16 protein-coding genes and 2 pseudogenes are annotated in these 22,063 nt (G+C 62.4%); 6 read left to right on the plus strand and 12 right to left on the minus strand.

All coding sequences use genetic code 11. The features are described from left to right. Positions 1 to 39: 39 nt before the first annotated feature. The 7 genes and pseudogenes from RBH26_RS02830 to RBH26_RS02860 all read right to left on the minus strand — a co-directional run bounded on the left by RBH26_RS02830 (position 40) and on the right by RBH26_RS02860 (position 9,679). Positions 40 to 510 (minus strand): 2Fe-2S iron-sulfur cluster-binding protein, encoded by a 471-nt coding sequence (locus tag RBH26_RS02830; RefSeq protein WP_306756410.1) that lies wholly within the window; start codon positions 508 to 510, stop codon positions 40 to 42. 263 nt (positions 511 to 773) lie between these two features. Continuing rightward, positions 774 to 1,865: a DNA topoisomerase IV subunit A gene (locus tag RBH26_RS02835; protein WP_306756411.1), complete on the minus strand. Its 1,092-nt coding sequence runs from the start codon at positions 1,863 to 1,865 to the stop codon at positions 774 to 776. Further along, positions 1,862 to 6,049, minus strand: coding sequence for a DNA topoisomerase VI subunit B (locus RBH26_RS02840; protein WP_306756412.1), 4,188 nt, complete (start codon positions 6,047 to 6,049; stop codon positions 1,862 to 1,864). Before RBH26_RS02840 ends, RBH26_RS02835 begins: the two co-directional genes overlap by 4 nt. 180 nt (positions 6,050 to 6,229) lie before the next feature. After that, positions 6,230 to 7,240, minus strand: a complete 1,011-nt coding sequence (locus RBH26_RS02845) for a potassium channel family protein (RefSeq protein WP_306756413.1) — start codon at positions 7,238 to 7,240, stop codon at positions 6,230 to 6,232. A 215-nt stretch (positions 7,241 to 7,455) separates the two neighbouring features. Beyond that, a pseudogene (locus tag RBH26_RS02850) lies at positions 7,456 to 8,699 on the minus strand (hypothetical protein). Between the two features lie 126 nt (positions 8,700 to 8,825). Continuing rightward, positions 8,826 to 9,137: a hypothetical protein gene (locus RBH26_RS02855; protein WP_306756414.1), complete on the minus strand. Its 312-nt coding sequence runs from the start codon at positions 9,135 to 9,137 to the stop codon at positions 8,826 to 8,828. Positions 9,138 to 9,244: 107 nt separating this feature from the next. Beyond that, the gene (locus tag RBH26_RS02860; protein ID WP_306756415.1) at positions 9,245 to 9,679 is read right to left on the minus strand and encodes a universal stress protein; all 435 of its coding nucleotides are present in this window, start codon (positions 9,677 to 9,679) and stop codon (positions 9,245 to 9,247) included. Positions 9,680 to 10,118: 439 nt separating this feature from the next. On the opposite strand from RBH26_RS02860, the pseudogene RBH26_RS02865 reads away from it, so the two are divergent. The 5 genes and pseudogenes from RBH26_RS02865 to gyrA all read left to right on the plus strand — a co-directional run bounded on the left by RBH26_RS02865 (position 10,119) and on the right by gyrA (position 17,196). Next, positions 10,119 to 10,929: pseudogene (locus RBH26_RS02865) on the plus strand (hypothetical protein). Positions 10,930 to 11,095: 166 nt separating this feature from the next. After that, on the plus strand, positions 11,096 to 11,875 hold the full coding sequence (locus RBH26_RS02870) for a sulfite exporter TauE/SafE family protein (RefSeq protein ID WP_306756416.1): 780 nt from the start codon (positions 11,096 to 11,098) through the stop codon (positions 11,873 to 11,875). Between the two features lie 178 nt (positions 11,876 to 12,053). Next, complete coding sequence (locus RBH26_RS02875) at positions 12,054 to 12,485, plus strand: universal stress protein (protein WP_306756417.1); 432 nt, start codon at positions 12,054 to 12,056, stop codon at positions 12,483 to 12,485. A 108-nt stretch (positions 12,486 to 12,593) separates the two neighbouring features. Beyond that, complete coding sequence (gene gyrB, locus RBH26_RS02880; protein WP_306756418.1) at positions 12,594 to 14,528, plus strand: DNA topoisomerase (ATP-hydrolyzing) subunit B; 1,935 nt, start codon at positions 12,594 to 12,596, stop codon at positions 14,526 to 14,528. Between the two features lie 196 nt (positions 14,529 to 14,724). Next, on the plus strand, positions 14,725 to 17,196 hold the full coding sequence (gene gyrA / locus RBH26_RS02885; protein WP_306756420.1) for a DNA gyrase subunit A: 2,472 nt from the start codon (positions 14,725 to 14,727) through the stop codon (positions 17,194 to 17,196). A gap of 215 nt (positions 17,197 to 17,411) precedes the next feature. Here gyrA and RBH26_RS02890 read toward each other — a convergent pair whose 3' ends face one another. From RBH26_RS02890 to RBH26_RS02905, 4 genes are all read right to left on the minus strand, one after another. Further along, positions 17,412 to 17,945 (minus strand): Rrf2 family transcriptional regulator, encoded by a 534-nt coding sequence (locus RBH26_RS02890; RefSeq protein ID WP_306756421.1) that lies wholly within the window; start codon positions 17,943 to 17,945, stop codon positions 17,412 to 17,414. Positions 17,946 to 18,173: 228 nt separating this feature from the next. Continuing rightward, positions 18,174 to 19,106, minus strand: coding sequence for a metal cation transporter (locus RBH26_RS02895; RefSeq protein WP_306756423.1), 933 nt, complete (start codon positions 19,104 to 19,106; stop codon positions 18,174 to 18,176). 153 nt (positions 19,107 to 19,259) lie between these two features. Next, entirely contained in the window at positions 19,260 to 19,940 is a 681-nt protein-coding gene (locus RBH26_RS02900) for a metal-dependent transcriptional regulator (protein ID WP_306756425.1), read from the minus strand. A 96-nt stretch (positions 19,941 to 20,036) separates the two neighbouring features. Then, the gene (locus RBH26_RS02905; protein WP_306756426.1) at positions 20,037 to 20,297 is read right to left on the minus strand and encodes a HalOD1 output domain-containing protein; all 261 of its coding nucleotides are present in this window, start codon (positions 20,295 to 20,297) and stop codon (positions 20,037 to 20,039) included. A 146-nt stretch (positions 20,298 to 20,443) separates the two neighbouring features. Between RBH26_RS02905 and RBH26_RS02910 the strand changes: the two genes are divergently transcribed. Then, positions 20,444 to 21,100 (plus strand): hypothetical protein, encoded by a 657-nt coding sequence (locus RBH26_RS02910; protein WP_306756427.1) that lies wholly within the window; start codon positions 20,444 to 20,446, stop codon positions 21,098 to 21,100. 80 nt (positions 21,101 to 21,180) lie between these two features. Here RBH26_RS02910 and RBH26_RS02915 read toward each other — a convergent pair whose 3' ends face one another. Then, positions 21,181 to 21,957: a 4-phosphopantoate--beta-alanine ligase gene (locus RBH26_RS02915; RefSeq protein ID WP_306756428.1), complete on the minus strand. Its 777-nt coding sequence runs from the start codon at positions 21,955 to 21,957 to the stop codon at positions 21,181 to 21,183. Between the last annotated feature and the right edge of the window lie 106 nt (positions 21,958 to 22,063).

Below are 22,063 nucleotides of genomic sequence, written 5' to 3' on the forward strand. Positions count from 1 at the left end.
CGGGGGGTGATCGTCGGGCAGTGACGACAGCAATCCGTATCACTCGTCGTCGGGATGTGCGATCTCGAGTTCGAAGTCCTCTTCGGGGAAGGCGACGCAGGTCAGCACCCAGCCGTCCTCGATCTGGTCGTCCTCGAGGTACTCGTTACCGTCGTGGGTGACGACGTCGGTGGCATCGCCGTCGTATCTTGCGGTACAGTCTCCACAGGTACCGACCTCACAGGCGTACGGAATTTCGACGCCGGCGTCGAGTGCCGGCTGGAGGATGTCCTCGTCGGATGCGACCTCGACCGTCTCGTCTTCTTCGGGGAACTCGATCTCGTAGACGTCGACGTCCTCGTCCGTGTCGTCGTTCTCGCCCATACAGCCCGCGACTGCGACGGCACCGGCGCCACCGATCGCGGCCAACAACTGGCGCCGATCGGCCGTCGGCATGTCGCTTGGAACGGTGACTGTCGTGGGCGATCCGTCCGACGTATCGTCTCCGGTGCAGGTCGGCCTGTCACTCATGAGCATCACCCACACCCATCTCGAGTATAAACGTTGTCGCTTGGTATACAGGCACGCCTCTCGGACGGCCACAGTGCCTCGAGAGAAGCGGGGTCGACGATACGGGGTTCGCGTACCGTTTATACTGTTGGACAGCACTATTCGACGATCGGTCGCGGGACTGCGGCCGTCCCACGGGTGACGGCCGCGAGTTCGCGACCGACGTCTCACTGACTGCTGTCCGACAGTATAGCTCATTTACCGGAACGCCGGCTCGATAGCCGCTATAGAACGCCCATCTCACTGAGCCGTTCCGGTAGATACGTATCCGTCACGAAATCCAACCCGTGAGAGGCCAGCGACTGCTGTTCGGACTTCTTCTCGATCTCGAGTTGTAACTCGATCTGTTCCTCCCAGTAGTCGGTCTGGAAGCGTGGATCCTCGAGTTCGCTCTCCAAGGCGTTGACGTCGGAGTCCGAAAGCGGGTCGGTCGGCAGATCGTACTCCACGATGTCGGCGGGCTGGATACCGATGAACTTCGCCTCCGGCGTGGCCAGATACTCCGAGAGGTGGGCGGACTTGATCGAGCCGTAGGCGACGGAGCCGTAGATACGGTACGACCACGGGTCACCGTCCGTAAAGACCGTGACAGGGAGGTCGAGTTCGTCGTGGAGCCGCTTGGTGATCCGACGGGTCGCGCGGGCGGGCTGGCCCTTCAGGTGGACGATCAGGGCGTTGTACGCCTCGTCGAAGCCGTTCTCGACGAGTCGGTCCCGCATACCACCGGTCTCGACGGCGAGGATGAAGTCGGCATCACAATCCAAGAACTCGATCGTATCGGGATTGTTCGGGATCTGGTAGCCGCCTTCGCCGACGTCCTTCTGGCAGTGGATCTCCCGTTCGCCGCGTCGGGTCTGCTCGCGCAGATGCAGCGGCCCCATGATCGTCGCGCCCGACTCCTCGGGGCGCATGTGGAAGTCCTCGCGGGTAACCCCTGAAACGATCTCTAAGTCCTCGACCAGGCTGTTGGACTCGTCCTGGCTCGAGAACTGGGCCTCTTCGTTGTCCCAGCTCTCCGAGAGGTAGTAGAGTTCACGCAGGGTCGACGAGCGATCCTCCTCGAGCTGTTCGGCGAGGAACTCGATGGTGTAGACGGCCTTCAGGAGCTTCCGGGCACCGCGGACGGAGTTGGCCGACCGGGTCGACTCGCGGTCGCCGTAGACCCAGACCTCCTCTTCCTCGTCGTACTCGATGTTGTTTTTCGTCCGTGTGGGGACGGACATGTGGGGGATCTCGCCCAGTTCGAACTGGTCGTAGAACTGTGCCGCGAGATCGATCAGCTGCTCTCGTGCCTGTTGGTCGTTGTCTGCGCTCATTGATCTGTAACGGTGAGTTTCTCGCTTTCGATACCCTTCACGTCGAGATCGAACTCGGCGTCGGCGGTCACCTCGTACTCAAGCGTCGCCTCGTCGTCGCTTTTCACCTCGGGCTCCCACTTGACGAACCACTCGCCGTCCATCTCGACGACGGTCGCGTCGTCGGGGAGGCTCGTCGGCTCGGCGGTGACGATGTCGGTGATCTCGAGTGCTTCGTTGGTTCCGGAGTTGTTCTCGACGGTGATCGAGACGGCCTGGCTGTCGCCGTTTGCCTCGATGCCGCGCTCGACGAGCACGTTGTTCATGATGCGGGCGATCGCGTCGTCGATGTCGGGTTCCTCACGGCCCGTGACTTCGGCGACCTTCGAGGCCATCTCGGGGAGGATCGTCCCGAGGACGTTCTGTTTCTTCCGGCGCTGTTGCATCGACTGGCGCTTGTTGATGTAGCTTTTGAGTTCGCGGGCGGCCTCCCGGATCGCGAGTTCGATCTCGTCTTCCATCTCGGGGACGTTCGCGACGGCGTCTTTCGACTCGCTGGTGAAGGGGACGTTCGTCGACGCGACGTGGACCATGATGACCGCCGGCCCCTTCGGCAGCCCGGAGCCGCCAGGCTGATTGAGCCCGTAGTTGCGCCAGCCGATATCTTTGACTACGTCGGTCGTCGCACACGCGCCGCGCTGGTAGACCAGCGGCACGCGGTTGGCAAATCGCATGACGTCGACGCTGCCCTCGCTTTCGAGGTCGCCGCCGTAGGCGATGCCGGCCTCGACGATGAAGGGGTCGCCGCCGTGGACCTCGGCGTCTCGAGTCGCGGAGGCATAGAAGTCGGCGTCGAACTCCTTCTCGAGGCCGGCCGTGATCAGGTCCTCGGAGATCGGTGCGAGACACCGCGTCGGCGGTGCCATGATGTCGGTCGCACGCATCCCGTCGACGAGGTCGCTGGTGGCGTCACGGTCGCCCTCGAGTTCGCGAACCAGTGGCGGATCGTCGGGGACGGTCGCCATCACGTCCCAGACGGCGTCGACGACGTTCTCGCGGGCGGTGTCGCCGAAGGAGACGTCGTCGTACTCCTCGGTTAAGTCCGCGGCCCGATCGACGTGGGCTCGGAGCCGATCGCGGGTGAGCCGGTGGCGGACGTTCCCCTCGTCTGTACCGTCGGCCTCGAGTTCGTCCGCGAACGTGGCCGCCAGCCGCTCGGCGAAGGCGTGGACCACCTCGTCGTCCTTCCGGGTGCTCGTCGCTTCGTCGGCGAGGTCATAGAGGTCCGCGACGAGTCGCGACTCGGTGGCCTCGTCGGCGTCCGCTTTGGCTCCGGTCTCCTCGCGCGCGTCGATCAACTCGAGCCAGACGGCGTCGACGGCGTTCTCGCGGACTGTCTCCCCGAACGTGGTCCCGTAGTCGCTTTCGACTCCCTCGGCGGCCGTGTCGACGATCTCGAGGAGTTCGTGGTGGGCGATGCGGTCACGGTCCGCGACCGCCTCGGCGATGGCGTCGGCGAAGGCGGCCGTCGCGTCTGCGCCCTTGTTCGCCGTGGCGTCGGAGACTGCGGCGTGGAGGTCGACGTCTTCGTGCGCTGCGGGTGGCCGCCAGCGCATCTCGCGGCCGTAGTAGCGGTCCCGGAACTCGTCGATGATCGACTCGGCGGTCTTCTTGCCGACGCGGGTAAACTCCTCCTGGAGGAAGCCCGAGACGGTCTGGGAGTCCGTCGCCGTCAGCATCTTCATGACGGTCCCCAGTTCGACACCGTGGGGGTGGGGCCGGATCTCTTCGGTCTCCTCGGGGAGCTGGTCGGTCGCACGCTCGAACTTGAAGTGGGCCTGTGGCTCGCGCAACTCGAGACGCGCGTGGGGGTTGACGACCGCCGTGTGCTTGATGTAGTCGTGTAGCTGCTGGCGGGCGCGCATGTTCGCCTCCATCTCGAGTTCGATGCGCGTCCCGTGGGGGCGGTCCCAGGAGGTCGACTCCTCGACGCTGATCTCGGGTTCGTTGCTGTCGGTGTCGACGATGAGTTCGAAATACTGGGCTTCGCTTGCGCCCTGTGGACGGCTCGTGATCTTGGCGGGTTTCCCGCTGGTCAGCTGCGAGTAAAGCACCGCAGCGGAGATCCCGATCCCCTGCTGGCCGCGGCTGTTTTTGACGCTCAACGCACCCTGATTTGCGACGACGAAATTCTCGTCAGTGCCGGTCGCACCGGGTACGGAAATGTCGTAGACATACTCGGGCGGATCAGTCGCTTCGACGTCCGTTACCGGGAGCAAACACATATCGGTGTCAGTAAGCCCATGAAGGTTTTGAATCGTCTCCCAGAGTTCCTCGAGTCGCTCGGTCGGTCGGTGATCGTCATCGAGTAACTCTTTCTCCTTGAGAGTATGGACGTATCGGGGTTTCTCGACGTGGTCTCCGTCGAGCGCTGCCTCGATAAGCGATTGATATACTTCAGCGTGTTCGATACTAGAACCGACACCAGCACCCATCAGTAGGCCGGGGATCGTGTCCGGAACTGTCTTATTTTCGACGTGGCCTACCCGGACATCCTCAAGGAGCGACGTCGGAATGCGCTTGTACCCTTGTTTGCCGGTCTCCTGGCTCGTCGAGAAGACGTCCGAAAGGGATGCATCTTCTCCGTAGACTTTCGTCCGGTATGTCGTCGCTGGATCGTCAGCGTAGCCGGACGAATCCGAGACGGTCTCCGTGCTCGCTAACACCCCGTGCATGTTCCAGAGCACAGATAGCTGGCGTGCGAGCGTCTCACTTGTCGTCGTATGCGAGAGTTCGTTTGATGGGTGTGAATCGGACCCATCTCCCTGGTACAGCGCAGCGATAAATCGCTGGCGCTGCTCGGGCGGTGCCTGAAAGACGAACTCAGGAATTCGCTTTTCGTCGGCAGAACAACCACAGGCCGATTCGAGAAACATCGCTAACGGCGAGGCGAAAGCCTTGACGCGGGTCGAATTTCGCTCGCGCTCGACCGTCGTCGTCGATCCGGTAATAGTCTGAACAGCCTGCTCGGTCGATTCGATCAGTTCGGACTCCTGAGAGCCGAACGTAAACCCGACCTGTCGCGGGCCGACGTGACCCTCCGAGATGTAGTGGGCCACCAGTTCGACGAACGAATCGTCGATCGGGAGCGTCACGGGCATCGTGGTCTCCTTCCCGCCGACCTGATAGGTCTTGAAGATACAGTTAGCAGCCTTTTCTTCCCATCCGAGCTTGAGTACTAGTTCGGCCGGGAGATACCCCTTTTCGAGGTAATTTTGCTCGAGACTATCACGGAGAATATCGACGCCGTCGTATCGGTAGTAGTATCGCTCTCGATTACTCTCTTCCGATGGTTTCTTTCGGATCGTCTCCCCTGTTCGCAGTTCTTCGAGCGTCTCGGTATCGAATCCGTATACGTAGACGCGACGGTCTTCGAACTGCTCTGCAGAGAGGTGTTCGAGAACGTTTACCTCCTCGATCGTCTCGTCGGGAGACGGAAGCCGGCGCGGTGTCAAAAGAACGTCACCGGACTCGAGCTCACCGGCTTTGACTTCTTTCGTCTCCCCGTCTTTTGTCACGCTGAAAACGCTGTGATTACCGGTGACTTCGACGGTTCGCCCCTTCTGAGTCGTTATTTGGTACGTTTTCTCGTTGGTCTCGTGGCGTATCGCGTGAGTCACAGGTTCCCACGTCATCTCGTGGGTCTCGCGGTTGAACGATGGGACCTCGATATCGCCGGCTATCGGGGCCGTTCCCGCGCCCTCGTCGGGAAGATACGCATCACAGAGGACACCGATCGGAATAAATTCGATGTTTCCGTTTCTACGGATGAGGAGCCGCTGCTCAGGGGTAAGGGACTGTTCGCGGGCGTGAAACCGCGATCCATAGAGGAGCTTCCCGAAGACTTTCGGCAGCGATTCCTTCGTGATCCCGGGGCCGTTGTCCTCGACGATCAGCCGGTAGTAGTCGCCGGCTTCCTCGATTTCGACATAGATATCCGGTGCGATTCCGGCTTCTTCGGCGGCGTCTAAGGCGTTGTCCACGGCCTCCTTGACGGCCGTGACGAGGCCTCGAGCGCCGCTGTCGAAGCCAAGCATATGCTTGTTCTTCTCGAAGAACTCGGCGATCGAGATCGCCTGCTGGTTTTCGGCCAGCTCCTCGGCGATCCCCGGCTCGTCACCGAGTGTCGACTGAAACGACGTCATTGTCCCCCCATACTAACGGCGGGGCTAAAAGGTGTGCGTTACCGGAGTGAAAGTGAATCGGTAACGTCGGTGGTTACGACCGCACGCCGGACCGTCGTTCGTACGGTCCCTTGTCGCGATGATCTTGCGAGTTCACAACAGAGTCGGAGACTCGCCGGCAGCGACGGACGACGGTCGGTATTACTCGTCTTCCTCGAGCGGTGGCCAGTGCCACGCATCGCCCCGCGCGATTCCGAGCAGCTTTCGTCGCCGTTCGGAACGTGTCGCGACGACATCGGCAAAGGCCTCGTCCTCGACGGTCGGAATCCCGTCCTCGCGGAGGCGGTCGAGTTCGGGAGCCGGTGGCACTTCGTCGGCCGGATCGATGAACGACGTCCCGAGCGTGTCGAGATAGCTGTCGACGCTCGAGCGGGCGTTTTCGACGTGTGCAGGGTTAGGTTGGGCGTCTTCGGGAACGCCGTGGCGGAAGATCGTCAGTGCCTCGTCGAAGATCGGTACGGCCATCGCCGAGGCTCGCGACGCCTGTTCGCTGTGGTAGTAGTGGAGGATGGGGTAGGCCTTGTGCTGGTCGGCCAGCAAGGAGAGCTGGTCGGCAAGCGAGTTCATCGGGAGATCGAGGCCGCGAAACTCCTCGTCGGTTCCGTTCCAGCCCGCGCGGACGAACGCCTCGCTGCGCTCGCCCAGACCGGTGACGTCGCTGGCGAAGGACCGTTTCTCTGAGACGGCGCCGAGAACAGTGAGGATGTAGGAGACGCCCAGGGTAACGAAGGCCATCCCCGTCGCCGTCGTCAGGGCGCTGGCGATCTCCCACCCACCCGTCGTCGGTGAGTAGTCGCCGTTTCCGTTGGTGAACATCGTGTACGCGACGTAGTAGAACCGTCCCGACCAGTCGGCCGGCTCGCCGGTGTGGGGACTGACGAGCGCTGTCTCGTCGCCGGCGAACAGCAGCGTCCAGCCGAGCCACAACAGCGCGATCCACATCGCGAGGGTCAACGCGAGAATGAGCGGTCCGGCGAGACTCAGCACACGCGGATGATCGTCGCTCGCTTTCCGCAGCGTACGCCAGGTGAGGGTCGTCAGTCGACTCGAGAGCGGTCCGGAACCACCGTCGACCCACAGCGTCGTCCAGAGGATGTCGACGACGACGGCGACGAGCACGACGATCCCGGCGGCCAGGTACAGCGGTCGCATTTTCCAGGCCTACAGGGCCGAGTCCCGTCAACGATGGCCCGGTCACTGACGCGGGTTTTTCCCGGAAACGGCTCCCCCTGACCGTCGTCTATAGTTGCCACTGAAAGTCGGTGCGTACTCGGTCGACCGCCTCGAGACGAAAGTTGCCCGACAGCGCGTTGACCAACACGCGAGTTGCTCGCGTACGGCGTCGACGATGCCGACCGCAGACGTGATCAGTTCTCCGTGACGATATCCGACAGCACCGACGCGATCTCCTGGTTCGTCTCCGGACTGTAGTGGCCACCCTCGCCGCGTTCGACGTACAGCGACTCGACACCGTCGTCGGGATCGAGGTGGCGAGCCATGTCGACCGTCTCGAGGGCGTCGTATTTCTCGTCGAGCCGATCGACCAGGTCGCCGTAAATGGGCCGTGTTCGGCCTCGTACTTCGCGTACCGGAGCTGCTGGACCATCACGAAGACGGGCGTAAAGTTCTGTTCGTCCGCGTAGTCGACGAACTCCTCGATGAGCGCGTCGAACAGCACCTCGTGGGTCTCGAACAGGCGCTCGTGATAGCGCACACGGGGCTGTTCCATCCGCAGGGCTGATTGGGTCTGGGCCGTGTCGAAATCGGTCCCCGGAATCGACCGCCCGGTCCGTCGCTCGAGTTCCTTACAGCCCGTGATCGCAGCGTATCGCAGATACTCCGGATCGTCGAGGAGATCGGTCGTATACGGGAACGACGCGTAGTGGGGCTTGAACCAGTGCTCGTAGTGGAAGTCGTACTCCCGGAGGTAGTCGGCCTTCGACTCGAGGTCGAGTAGCTCCTCCTTTTCGTCGACGGGGCTGTCGATCCGCCGTAACTCGCCGTCCTCGAGGACGTACCGAGGCTTGACCGCCAGGATGTTGCCGAACTCCTGGTAGTGTTTCCAGACCGAGAGGATGCGGGCGATCGAGGAGGCGGTGACGACCATGAAAACGTAGTCGGTCTCCTCCTCGGGGTACTGGCGTTTCAGCCGCATCAGTGCCTGATCGAGCCCGTAGTTGCCGCCGCCGTAGTTGGCGACGTGGGTGTCGAGTTCCTGGGCCATGTAGTGTTGGAACGTCTCGTCGTCGTTGACCTCACGACAGAAACAGTAGGAGTCACCGTAGGTCGAGACGGTGACGTCCGCACTCTCCTCGCGGTCTTTCGCCGGACAGACCCGACTCCCGTACTCGTCCGTCGAGTAGGTGACGACCGTTCGGACCTCCTCGCCGGGGAGGTGGTCGCCGGTGTCTTTCTGTTTCTCTCGGTTCGGCTGTGGACACCACCCCAGTTCCGGGTCGAAGCTACTGAACTTCTCGAGCAGGTCCCGATCGATTTCCGGGAACTCCTCGGTGGCAACCGCCGGGATCCGCTTGACCGACTGGTACGAGATCACTTCGAGGGCGACGACTACGACGACGATCGCGAACGCGAGTGCGACGACTGGGAGCATTCGAGCAACGGTACCAGTACCCGCGGTAAGTGGATTGTGGTGTATTCTCCCCTTTCAACGAACGAGCGGGGAGTAATCGGACGATGTAGTTATCTATCGAAGGTATCTCAGAGACGGCAGACCGTATCAGTGACCGCGCCGATCGAACGTCGCCGTCGCGCGAGCGTCCGCACTTCGCCGACGGTCGCGTGTTTTGGCGGCACTATAGGCACCGAAACCGAACGCCAGGACGCCGACGAGAACGGCGTTCCAGAACTGGCTCGCGGCGAGGTCGAAAGCGATCGCCTGGACGACCAGCCAGGCGCCCAGTAGCCCGATCGCCGCCGCGAGCCACCGTCCGTGCTTCCCCGGGTTCGGCTCGTACGCGACCCGGTCGCGATCGATTGCGTCGGTGCCTCCACGGGCATCGTGTTTCGCGTCCGGATCGTGTTCGCCCATGTCTCTCGAGTAGCGATACGAAACACGCGTCGAAGAGACTGCTGCCCGTCCATGCAAGCCTGGTCGAACCAGTGTCGGCTCGAGGCGCTACTCGAGGGCCGACCGGATCAGTGAACCACCGTCACTGGGACCGAGGAGTGTCTGACGACGACTTCGGCGACGCTGCCGAGCAGGATACGTTTGACACCCGAGCGGCCGCGACTCCCCATGACGACGTGATCGATCGACTCAGCGTCGGCAAACTCGATGATCTCCTGGGCCGGCGAGCCGATCCGCGTTCGGGTCTCGATCGGGACGTCGCGTTCCTCGGCGACCGTCTCTGGGATCGAGAGGCGCTGATCGATATCGCCGAAGAGGTCATCGAGGGCCTCCTGGACCGCTTCGTCGTCGTCGGTCGCGCTGTTCGGGATAAACGGCAGCGTCGACGTGTCGGCAACCGTCAACACCACGAACTCACCGTCGGGAAAGAGGTCGATGGCGTACTCAAGGGCATCGCGTGCGGACTCGGAGTCGTCGAAGGGAACGAGAACGCGTGCTGGCATGCGAGGTGCGAATATACTGTCGGATCACGTGGACTTGAGTCCTGTCGTCGGTTTCTGAGCACCGAACTGTCGGATCGCGTATTATACGGACTGCTGTCCCGCCGACCGCCAGGGCGGGGCGGCGAGGCCGGGGCGAGACGACAGGCGACCGGATCGCCGTTCTCGAGAAACGTCTCTGGGACGAGTCGACGCGACCGACTCTCCGTTACAGCTTCCCCCAGTCGAGAGCCAGTCGCAGCCCTCGCTCAAGGTGACATATGACATATCAAGCTCATCTCTCAACCGAGCGAGTCCCGTCTTGTCTACTACACGAAACTGTACGACACGGTTACGGGTCGATTCGCTGGCTCTCTCGAGACGCGGCGTCGTCACGTCGATCCGATGTCCTAGAGACGGGGTCAGCTGGATCAGTCCACGCTTTTCCGGTGAGTCACGAAACATGGAAGAGACCAGAACTGCGGTCGATCTCCCGGTCAGTAAAGCGAAGGAGACAATTCACCAGTACGGACTTGGCCTGTTGTTCGCAGCGAACATCTTCGGTGCTGGGTCCGTCTACATTCTCACGGAAGCGGGTATTCTGTTCGGGTTCGGATTACTGTGGGTATTACCGCTCGGACTCGGCGTCGGGCTGGCCATGCACGAGATGTCGGCCCGGCTGGCCGCTGCCGACCAGCCACTGATGACCTACATTACGGATGTCGTCGGCGAGACGGCAGCCAAAGCGTTCTCGATCGGCATCTCGTTTATCATGCAGTTCTGGAGCGTCGCCAACTACGCGCTCGCGGGTGCGGCACTGGTCTATCTCACCCCGCTATCGAACCTGTATATCGCGATCATCGCTTCGGCCGCCCTCGGAATCTCGCTGGTCGAACTCCGGGTTTACCAGCGCCACGGGGACGCTGTTCGCGGCCGGGTTCATGATGCCCCAGTCCTACGGACTCTCGACGCAGTTCGGTGACCTGCACTTCCGCCGAACCGTCCACTTCCTGATCGGTCTCTCGGTCGTACTGGCGATCCCGATCCTCGCATTTACCGACTTCACGCCCGTCGATCTGGCGCTGTTGATGCCCGCAGTCAACGGCGTCATCGGACTGCCGTTGACTGCCCTCGCGCTCTTTGCGGGCGTGCGCCGGTACGTCGATCCGTCACGACTCGAGCAGGCGATCTTCCTGACGGCCGTCGTGTTGCTGTTCGTGACGTCGCTCGTAACCGGCGAGGATCTCGCGCACTCGGTCATCGAACTGCTGTAACGGTCGCCGACACCCTTGGAGTCCCGGGCATCGATCCGACTCGAGTCCGGGTTCGAATCCGACGCACGGGACGAGGTTGTACCGTCGATATTGTACGGCTCGGACGCTGAATCCGCAATCCCAAGAGTAACAACGCCCGAGCCAATCGACCCGATAACGTCCGGAGATGCTCGGCTTCCCCTTCGATATCGCGCTGGTGTTGTTGCTCGTGTCGATCGCCTTCTTCTCGGGCATCGGTATCACGACCATCGGCCCTGGAGGGATCTTCGTCACTATCGCGCTCTACTCGCTGACGCCGCTGGCCTCGAGTCAGGTCGCCGGCACAGCCCACGCGACGTTCATCGTCACCGGACTCGTCGGCAGCGCCGCGTATCTTCACTCCGGGGAGATGAAAACCGGCACGAGTCGCGCGATCGCGGTCGTACTCAGCGTCTCGAGCGTTCTCGGTGCGCTCGTCGGAGCGTACGTCAACACGTACGTTCCCCGTGCCGTGTTCGGGGTTTTACTGGGTGGTGTCGCCATGGCTGTCGGCGGAATCATCCTCTATCGGGAGCGGCGGGGGTTTACACCGATCTACGACCTCGAGCCACTCGAACGAGACGGACAGTTCGCACTCGGGGGACTGGGGTTCGGCCTCGGAATCGCAAGCGGCCTCCTGGGGATCGGCGGCCCGGTTCTGGCCGTTCCTGCGTTGGTCCTCGTCGGCGTTCCGATGTTGCTCGCCGTCGCCGTCGCGCAGGTCCAGTCGATCTTCATCGCGGCTTTCGCGACCGCGGGCTATGCCCTCCAGGGGAACGTGATCCTCCCACTTGCGGTCGTCATCGGCGTCCCACTCTTACTCGGTGTGATCACCGGCTGGAAAGTCGCTCACATGATCGACCCCGAACGGTTGAAGGTCGCACTGGGGGTCGTGCTCCTCGGCGTCGGACCGTACCTCGCGATTTGATACGGTCTCCTGTCGTCTCGTCCCGGCCTCGCCGCCCCGCCCTGGCGGTCGGCGGGACAGCAGTCCGTAGCGGTCGCCACTCGAATCGAGGGCGATCGGGTATGCAATAGCAGTGATAACACCCTGCCCTTGTATTTGCAAGGTAGCGTACTTCGAGAAATCGTTCCGACCTGACAGTATGGCCCGCCACGTTCTCGTCGCGATCGACGAGTCAGACCCCGCAGCGAAGGCCCTCGAGTACGCGCTCGAGGAACATTCGGACGCGACGATCACGCTGTTGCACGTCCTCAAGCCCGACCACCCCTACGCGCCCTCGCGAGCGAACGCCGGAATCGAGGAATACGAGGAGTACGTGCGCGAGTTTCACGAGGGTGGGAGAAACGGCGTCCTTCGACGGGGACTGGAACTCGCTGCCGACGATCCCGACGTCGAGACGGCCCTGCGGATCGGAAACGCTGCCACCAAAACGGTCGCGTTCGCCGACGAACACGGCGTGGACCTGATCGTCATCGGCAGCCACGGCCGGACGTCGATGAGCCGCGTCCTGCTGGGCAGCGTCGCCGAAACGATCGTCCGTCGGGCACCGGTTCCCGTTACCATCGTTCGATAGGTGGTGGCTCAACGCTCTGAGACGCACTCCGCACTCGGCTTCGGCTCGCGCGCGAGCGCGTACGTGACTTTTATGAGGAACCGGCGGCTATGCGAAAGCAGGTTTTACATGTCCCAGGAAAGCGAGTACGGCGCCGGACAGATCCAGGTCCTCGAGGGCCTGGAGGCCGTGCGGAAACGGCCGGCGATGTACATCGGATCTACGGATTCTCGAGGACTCCACCATCTGGTCTACGAAGTGGTGGACAACTCGATCGACGAGGCACTGGCCGGCTACTGCGACGACATCACCGTCACCATCCACGAGGACCGGTCGGTGAGCGTCGCGGACGACGGCCGTGGTATCCCCGTCGATACACACGACGAGTACGACCGTCCTGCACTCGAGGTCATTCTGACCGTCCTCCACGCCGGTGGCAAGTTCGACAACAAATCCTACCAGGTCTCCGGCGGCCTCCACGGTGTCGGCGTCTCGGTCGTCAACGCACTCTCCGAACGACTCGAGGCCGAGGTCAAACGCGATGGCGCAGTGTTTCGCCACGCCTTCGAGGCCGGCGAGCCCGTCGGCGACATGGAGCGGGTCCGCGATATGGACGCCGACGAAGAGACCGGCACACAGGTCCGGTTCTGGCCTGACACCGACATCTTCGAGGCCGACGGGTTCTCGTTTTCGACGCTCTCGAACCGGCTGCGGGAGCTGGCCTTCCTCAACTCCGGCGTTCGCATCACGCTCCGTGACGAACGCGAGGAAGCGACCGGCGAGGCAGGTCTCGTCGAGGAGACCTACGAGTACGAGGGTGGCATCCGCGAGTTCGTCGAGTATCTCAACGAGACGCGCTCGGCGATGCACGACGACGTCATCTACTTCGAGGACGAGGAGGAGGACATCCACGTCGAGGTCGCGATGCAGGCCACCGAGGAACTCCAGGGCTCGATTCACGCCTTCGCGAACAACATCAACACCCGAGAGGGTGGGACCCACCTCACCGGCTTCAAAACGGCCCTGACCCGAACGGTCAACGATTACGCCAAGGACAACGACATGCTCGGCGACCTCGAGGACAACCTCAAAGGCGAGGATATCCGCGAGGGGCTGACCGCCGTGATCTCGATCAAACACCCCGACCCGCAGTTCGAAGGCCAGACGAAGACGAAACTCGGCAATTCGGAGGTTCGAGGCATCGTCGAGAGCGCGATGCACGAGGGACTTGGTACCTACTTCGAGGAACACCCCGACACCGCACAGGCGATCGTCAACAAGGCGATCGAAGCCGCCAAGGCTCGCAAGGCAGCCCAGAAGGCCGAGGAACTCACGCGGCGGAAGTCCGCCCTCGAGTCGACCTCGCTTCCCGGAAAGTTGGCCGACTGTCAGACGAAAGACCCCGACGAAGCCGAACTGTTTATCGCGGAGGGAGACTCCGCCGGCGGCAGCGCCAAACAGGCCCGAAATCCGGAGTTCCAGGCGGTGCTCCCGATCAAGGGGAAGATCTTGAACGTCGAGAAACACCGACTGGATCGCATCTTGGAGAACGACGAGATCCGGAACATGATCACCGCGATCGGTGCGGGGATCGGCGACGAGTTCGACGTCGAGGACGTCCGGTACAAGAAGATCATCATGGCGACCGACGCCGACGTCGACGGGGCTCACATCCGGACGCTCCTGTTGACGTTTTTCTATCGGCACATGCGTCCGCTGCTCGAGGGTGGCTACGTCTATGCGACCCAGCCGCCGCTGTATCGCATTCGGTATCGCGGCGAGACCTACGATGCGATGACCGACAAGGAGCGCGACCAGATCGTCGAAGAGAAATGTGACGGCAATCCGACGCAGGTCCAGCGGTTCAAGGGCCTGGGTGAGATGAATCCCCAACAGCTCTGGGACACGACGATGAACCCCGAGAACCGCATCCTCAAACAGATCACCATCGAGGATGCGGCCGCGGCGGACAAGATGTTCTCCGTGCTGATGGGCGACGCCGTCGAACCGCGCAAGCAGTTCATCAAGGAGAACGCGCCGGAAGCCGAGTGGATCGACATCTAACAAACTTTTGCGCTGCGGGTGCGCCGAAGGCGCACCCTCGGCAAAACTTTGATGAAAAGCACTCCTCCCTCCCCGCCGCGCGGCAAGCCGCGCTCCGGGTCGGTCATCGGCCCGCTCGAGCGTCCGCAGAGCGGACGCTCTCACGGATGCAGTGCTCGCCAGCTAATTCACACAGACTACGAAACCCAATGAAGATATGAGTTCAGACGTACCCGATCCGACAGACGTAGAGGCACGAGCGGTAGAGAACGTCCGCATCGAGGACGAGATGGAACAGAGCTACATCGACTACGCGATGTCCGTCATCGCGGGTCGTGCGCTCCCACGTGTCGAAGACGGCCTGAAGCCGGTCCACCGCCGCATCCTGTATGCGATGCACGAGATGGGCGTCACGAGCGGCTCGAGTCACCGCAAGTCGTCCTCGATCGTCGGGGAGACGATGGGTGACTACCACCCTCACGGCGACCAGGCGATCTACGATACGCTCGTTCGGATGGCCCAGGAGTTCTCGATGCGGTATCCGCTGGTCGACGGCCAGGGGAACTTCGGTTCGATGGACGGCGATCCGGCCGCTGCACAGCGATACACGGAAGCCCGTATGGCTCCCGTCGCCGAGGAGTTACTCGAGGACATCGAGAAAGACACCGTCGACTTCTCCGCGAACTACGACGACCGGCTCCAGGAGCCGGACGTCCTCCCCGCGGCGTTCCCGAACCTGCTGGTCAACGGCTCCTCGGGGATCGCCGTCGGGATGTCGACGAACATACCGCCCCACAATCTGGGAGAGGTCGTCGATGCGACCATCGAGTTGATCGACGATCCCGACGCGACGGTCGAGGATTTGATGGACCACATCAAGGGGCCGGACTTCCCGACGGGCGCGAACATCGTCGGCCGCGACGCGATCTACTCCGCCTACAAGACCGGCCGCGGGCGTATCCGCATCCGCGCGGAGTTCGAGGTCGAGGAGTGGAAGAACGGACGCGAACGAATCGTCGTCACCGAACTCCCCTTCCAGGCCAACAAGGCCCGACTCGTCGAGCGCATCGCTGAAGACGTCAACGAGGGCGAGATCGAGGGCATCACTGACCTCCGCGACGAGTCCGACCGCGACGGCGTCCGGATCGTTATCGAACTCAAACGCGGGGCAAACACCGAGGTCGTCAAGAATCGACTGCTCGAAAATCACTTAGAGAAGACCTTCGGCGTCATCAACCTCGCGCTGGTCGACGGCCAGCCACGGGTCCTCTCGCTGAAAGAGACCTTAGAAGAGTACGTCGCCCACCGCCGCGAGGTCGTCCGCCGGCGCAGCGAGTACGACCTCGCCGAGGCAGAAGACCGCGCACACATCCTCGAGGGGCGACTGAAGGCCGTCGAGAACGCCGAGGACGTCGTCGATCTGATCCGCGATAGCGAGACACGATCGGACGCAAAAACGGCACTACAGGACGCCTACGGCTTCTCACAGGATCAAGCGGATCACATCGTCCGGATGCAACTGGGCAGCCTCACCTCGATGGAGGCCGCCGAGATCGAAGCCGAGTACGAGGACGTCACCGCCGAGATCGAGCGCTTAAACGCCATCCTCGAGAGCGAGGAGAAGCTCCTCGAGGTTATCAAAGACGAACTGCGGGAGATCAAAGACGAGTACGCCGACGAGCGCCGCACCTCGATCATCGAGGACGAGGGGACGGTCACACACGAGGACCTCATCCCCGAGGAAGAGGTCGTCGTCGTCATGACCGAAGACGACTACGTCAAACGGATGCCACTCGACCAGTTCGATCCCCAGGGCCGGGGCGGCAAAGGCATCATCGGCGCGGACGTCAAGGAAGACGACCGCGTCGCGACGGTGTTCCGGGCGAACACCCACGACTATCTCCTCTGTTTCACCAACCAGGGGAAAGTCTACCAGCTCAAGACCTACGAGATCCCCGAAATGAGCCGGACGGCCCGCGGCAAGTCCGCGGTCAACATCCTCGATCTCGACGACGGCGAGGACATCACCGCCATCGTCGACACCGACGCCCTCGAGGACGATGAGTTCGTGACGATGGCCACCCGCAACGGCTACGTCAAGCGCACCGTCGGCGAGGAGTTCGACAACATCCGATCGACCGGTATCATCGCTGCCGATCTCGAGGCAGGCGACGAACTCGTCGACGTCGAAGTGACCGATGGCGGCCAAGATCTGGTCATCGCGACGGAAGGCGGGATGACGATCCGCTTCGACGAGGACGAAGTGCGCGCGATGGGTCGCAACGCCCGCGGTGTCAACGGGATCAAGCTCCAGGACGGCGACGCCGTCGCCGGACTGGTTGCAACCGACGAGGAGGACGGCCAGTCGCTGTTGACCGTCACCCAAAACGGCTACGGGAAACGGACTCGCCTCTCGGAGTACAGCAGACAGTCCCGCTACGGAAAGGGGCTGATCGACATCAAGACGGGCGAGCGAAACGGTCCCGTCACAGCGGTCAAGGCCGTCGACGACGACGACCAGCTCGTGTTGATGAGCGAGCGCGGCCAGATCGTCCGGACTCGCGTCGACGAAGTCTCGGAGGTCGGTCGCAACACGATGGGCGTGATCGTCATGGAGGTCGAAGCGGGCGACGCCGTCGCCAGCGTCGACGACGTCCCTGCGGCCGCGGCCGACGCCGCCGAAGACTGAGACGGACTGCTGTCCCGAGTTCTCCCGTCGGTAATATGTCAGACAGCACGAGTCACCGGGCGGTCGCACACTGCGGCCGTTGCCGACGGTGACGGCCGCGAATTCGCGACCGGCGGTTCACTGACTGCTATTCGGCAGTATGAGAAATCGCTATCCGGTATTTTGCTAGCCAGTAGAGAAGGGAAAAGAGACGAGACGGCCCTAGCCGCGATCGGCTAGTGTGCCGGCTCCTCGGTGGGTGCAGTCATGTCCTCGATACGCAGGATGAGGATGTTGTTGGTGTCGTCTTTGCCGTCGACCCGTCCCTCGATGACGAGTTTCGACAGCGGCGTCGGGCCGACGATGACCTCGTCGTCCTCGGAGATCTCCCCCATCGAACCCTGCATGTGGATCTCGGCACGACAGAGTTCGGGATGGTGGACACTCGAGAGGTCGATCTCCTCGACGATGACGTCCTCGACCGGTTCACCCTCGTGTTCCAGCGGAACCGAAGCCGGGTCGTCCATCTGCTGGATTTCGAGAGCTTCGTAGGCCGACGCGGTCGGTTTGTAGCCGCCTTTCGGACCAGGTACACCCTCTACGAGCTGGAGTGCTTTGAGACTCTGCATCTGGTTACGGATCGTCCCAGGGTTGCGGTCGACCTGTTCGGCGATGTCCTCGCCTTTGATCGCGGCCTCGGACTCCTTGTGAAGATTCGTCAGTGCACGAAGGATTTTCTTCTGGCTGGGGGTGAGTTCGATGGATGACATACTGAATTGTTCGTAATTGATTTCCTTAAACCCGACGGGTGGGTCGGGTAGTAACCTCGGAATCTGATGTTAGAACCGTGTGTAGTAAGGCGTTTTGTTTCGATCGTCGAACCAGCAGTTGATATTCGTCCGTGTTACACGAACTGTCGGACAACAGTTAGTGATCGTACAATTCGCTCTGCCGGACATCGACACGACTGCGACAGTCATGACGGACAGCAGTCCGTCTCACGCCGGTACGAGCCATCCCTCCAGTAGGATCTCCGTGAGGACGTCCTCGAGGAAGAACATGAGGACGAACCCGAAGGAGAACGTCGCCGCGTTCGTCCGGGTGAGGACGGCTTCGGCGTCGAACCGGATGAGATCGGCAACCTCGATGAGCACCTGGAGGATCGCCCCGATCGCGATGCCAAAGAACAGGGCAGCGAGCACGTCCGACTGGGCAAAGCTACCGATCCAGCCGCCGAGGATGACCGGTCCGCCGGCGATGACACCCATCGCGGCGAAGTGACGCAGCGGCGGTGTCTCTCGGTCACGGGCGACGGCGGCGACGACCGTCGGTCCCTCCATCACGTTGTGCATGACGAAGGCCAACACGAGCAACATGAGCAGCGACGCATCGCCCTGAACGTAGGCGACGCCGATCCCGAGCCCCTCGCCGATGCTGTGCAGTCCCAGCGCGAGCGCGACGAGGTAGGCGATCTCGAGGCCGCTTTTCTCGGTCGCGGCCATCGTTCGCTGTCGCCACTGGCTCGCGAGATACATGACGGCGAACGTACCCGCGACGCCGGCGGCACCGAGGCCGAGCGCGAGCGTCGTCTGCTCGGCGTCGCCGGCGTGTTCGAAGACGTCCTCGGTCATCTCAACGGCGATAAAGGCAAGGACACCGGCCGCCAGCGCCATGAACGCGTGGAGATACCGGGTGTCGAGATCGCGAATGAACGGGAACCAGAGCATCCCGATCGCGACGGGGATGATCCCCGCGATCGAGCCGATTACCGCGAGCATCCAGATAATCTCGAGCGTACTCGCCTCGTCGACCGTCGAGAGATCACCGAACGGCGAGGTGAAATAGAGGAGTCCGAACACGACCCCGAGAATCACCACGGGACCGATCGCGAGGACCCACCGCGGGAGATCGTATATGGATCGATCACTCATCGCAAGCAACCACCTCCGACTGAAGCAACTCGGTTCGTCATTACCAGAGGATTAGAGAGGTCTAAACTTATATGTTTTCCACTGCTCGCCATTAGACTCGATCTAAACGCAGGAACTAACGAGTTCGATTGTACAAATACGAACTGAAGCGTCTTATCCTTCGACTTCCGCCGGCTGCGCGACGCGGACGTGATGGGCGACGGATTCAGGTAGCGAGACGGGCTCGTCGTGTTCGCTCGAGTGGGCGGTAACCATCCCGAAGGGGGCGACTTCGACGATCTCGAGTTCGACACCAGGTTCGACGCCGTGATCGGCGAGATAGGAGAGGACGTCGGCATCGCGGTCGGCGACCTCTTCGACGACCACGACGTCGCCTTCTTCGAACTCGCTGACGGACTCCCCGTCAGGTCGCTCGGGCGGCTCGAGGTCGGCGCTGGGGATCGGCGAGCCGTGAGGATCGACCGTCGGTTGATCTAAGGCGTCGGCGACGCGAGCCTCGAAGTTCTCGCTGATGTGGTGTTCGAGCCGGTCGGCTTCTTCGTGGACCTCTGCCCAGTCGTAGTCGAGGTGTTCGGTCAGGTAGGCCTCGAGCAGTCGGTGATGGCGGACGACCTCGAGGGCGACGGTCTCGCCTTCGTCGGTCAGCGTCACCCCGCGGTACTTCTCTCGGTCGACGAGCCCGCGGTCCTCGAGCTTGTCGAGCATGCTCGTGACGGTCGGCGACGTGACGTCGAGCTCCGCGGCGATGGCGGAGGTCTTGATCCGCTCGTCGCTCTCCCGCTGGAGCTGGTAGATCGCCTTGAGGTAGTCCTCCATCACGTCGCTCAGCATCATCGTACGCGGGTTTAGTCCCGTCTAACCCTAAGTCTTCCGCTGGGACAACGCTCGGCTCGGTGCGTCGCGAAACGACTCGTGACCGACCGAAGACGGCTATCCGGACGCTTGCAGGAACGTCGCGGTTCCGTTCTGTTGAATGTGGATTCGATAGCCATGGTAGCTAAACTCGAGTTTCGCGTCGGCCGTCCCGGACGGTGGCGAAGAGAACAGTCCGGCGACCATGTCGTCGATCTGCTCGTACAACGGCGACAGGGCGGTCGGATCGGTCTCCTCGAGATCGGCGACGACTTCGACGAGTTCGATCGTCGGCGTCTCCCGTGTCGTGTCGAGGTCACGTCGCGCGACGACGTTCATCGAATTGCTCGACCTGGTCATCGGTAGGCGAGTGGATGGCATCGAGTGTCATAACGGTACCACCGGCGGTCGCATGGGAACCGCAAAGCACCGTGGCCACTGCTTGCTGTACACTCTTCCCGGTGGCATCCGTACCACCAGGACCGATGGGCTACAGAGAGGACGCGATCAACGCCGTCCGCCGGAGCCTGCTACCCCAGCTCCACTACCTCTTCGCCGGCAGCTTCGATGGGTACGCCGTCAGCCACACTACGGCCGAGGAGTATGCGCTGACGACACACTGTTCGGAGGAGCGCCTCGAGGAGATCCTCGAGGATCTCGGGTTCTCGCGTAACCCGATCGCCTCGTTGAAAGTGCGTATGGACGGCAACACCTCCGAAGGGTCGTGGGTGTGGCGCGAGTCGCCACTGGCCGATCACCAGTTGCACATCGTCCTCCACGAACTCGAGGACGCCGCGAAGGTCGACGTCTACGCCCACTGGGAGTGTTCCTGGATCCGCCACCCCTACAAACACTACGTGGCGCGGGGGTACGACGCCGAGGCGGGCGTCGAGTTGGCCCGTCGCTGGCTGGTCAACTACGACGACGATCGGCTCAACGGCTCGCGGGGCATCGACTACGAGATCGACACGACTGCGAGCCGGAAGGCCAGCGAGTACCTCTCACTGTCGTACTATCAGGTCGAAGAAACACTCGCGAGCGTCACATCACGGCTTCCGTTCGTCGACGGCGACGGCAGTCTCGGATCCAGTCGAGACGACGGACGAAACACCGTCTCACCGCTGCTCGCCGACCGGGACTAGTGGCGGTCCACGCCTGAACTGCTGGGTCGAATCGAACGACACCGCAAGATTCGACCTAGCAGTCGACGGTTAGACCGGTACTAGAGTCCGTTCCGAATCCGGTCCTCGGCCGCCTCGAGCGCCGCCTCCCGGTCGAAGTCCTCGATAATCTCCTGAAGCTCGGCCTCGTCGGCGTCCGCGAGCTCGCGTGCGTGCTCGGTCATGTTCGGCACCGCACGGATGATGTTGTCGACGATCGGGACGTCCGCGACCTGTGGCGACCGCGAGAGCGGGTTGAGGTCGATGACGATCTCGGTTTTATCCATCGCGTCCAGTGCCTCCGCGCGGTCGCCGTCCTCGAGTGGTACGAGTACGACGTCAGCCGAATAGATCCCGTCTTCGTCGACCTTCGCGCGCTTGTGATCGAGGTTCGGAATCCGGGCGTCGGCCTCGAGTCCTTTGACGTCCTCGGCGCCGTGGTCGCGCAGGTGGTCGGCGATTGCCTCGAGTCGCTCGGGTGTGCGGTTGAAGAGGTTGATCTCCAGATCCGCACCGGTCGCCTCGGCGAGTTCGACCATCTCGCCGGGAACCAGCGCCGCGACGTTACCGTTGATCGAGAGGACGGGATCGTCGGCCAGCAGCAGGTGTGCCGCCGCGGCGCGTTCGGCCGCGTCGGCGCTGGGGATCGTCGCCTCGCCAAGTAGGTAGTCGAAGGCGCTCCCGCGGCCCTCGGCGTGCATCCCCTGCAGGTGGGTGATCCCTTTCTCGACGCCCTCCTCGATCCGATGGCGAGTGAGCAGGTCCTGGTATCTCGGGTGGTCCTCCGGGATCTCCTCTTCGTGTTCGACGTCGGCGGAGACGGTGTCGTAATCGGTCACGGTCGATCACTGGCTTCGGTCGATAAAAAGCGGCCCGATCGTTCGACGATCGACCGCTGTAATTCCTATCTCGTTCCCAGTTGTGGGTCGAATCGCCCGCAAGCGC

The organism is Natronolimnohabitans sp. A-GB9 (assembly GCF_030848565.1).
Taxonomy (GTDB): domain Archaea; phylum Halobacteriota; class Halobacteria; order Halobacteriales; family Natrialbaceae; genus Natronolimnohabitans.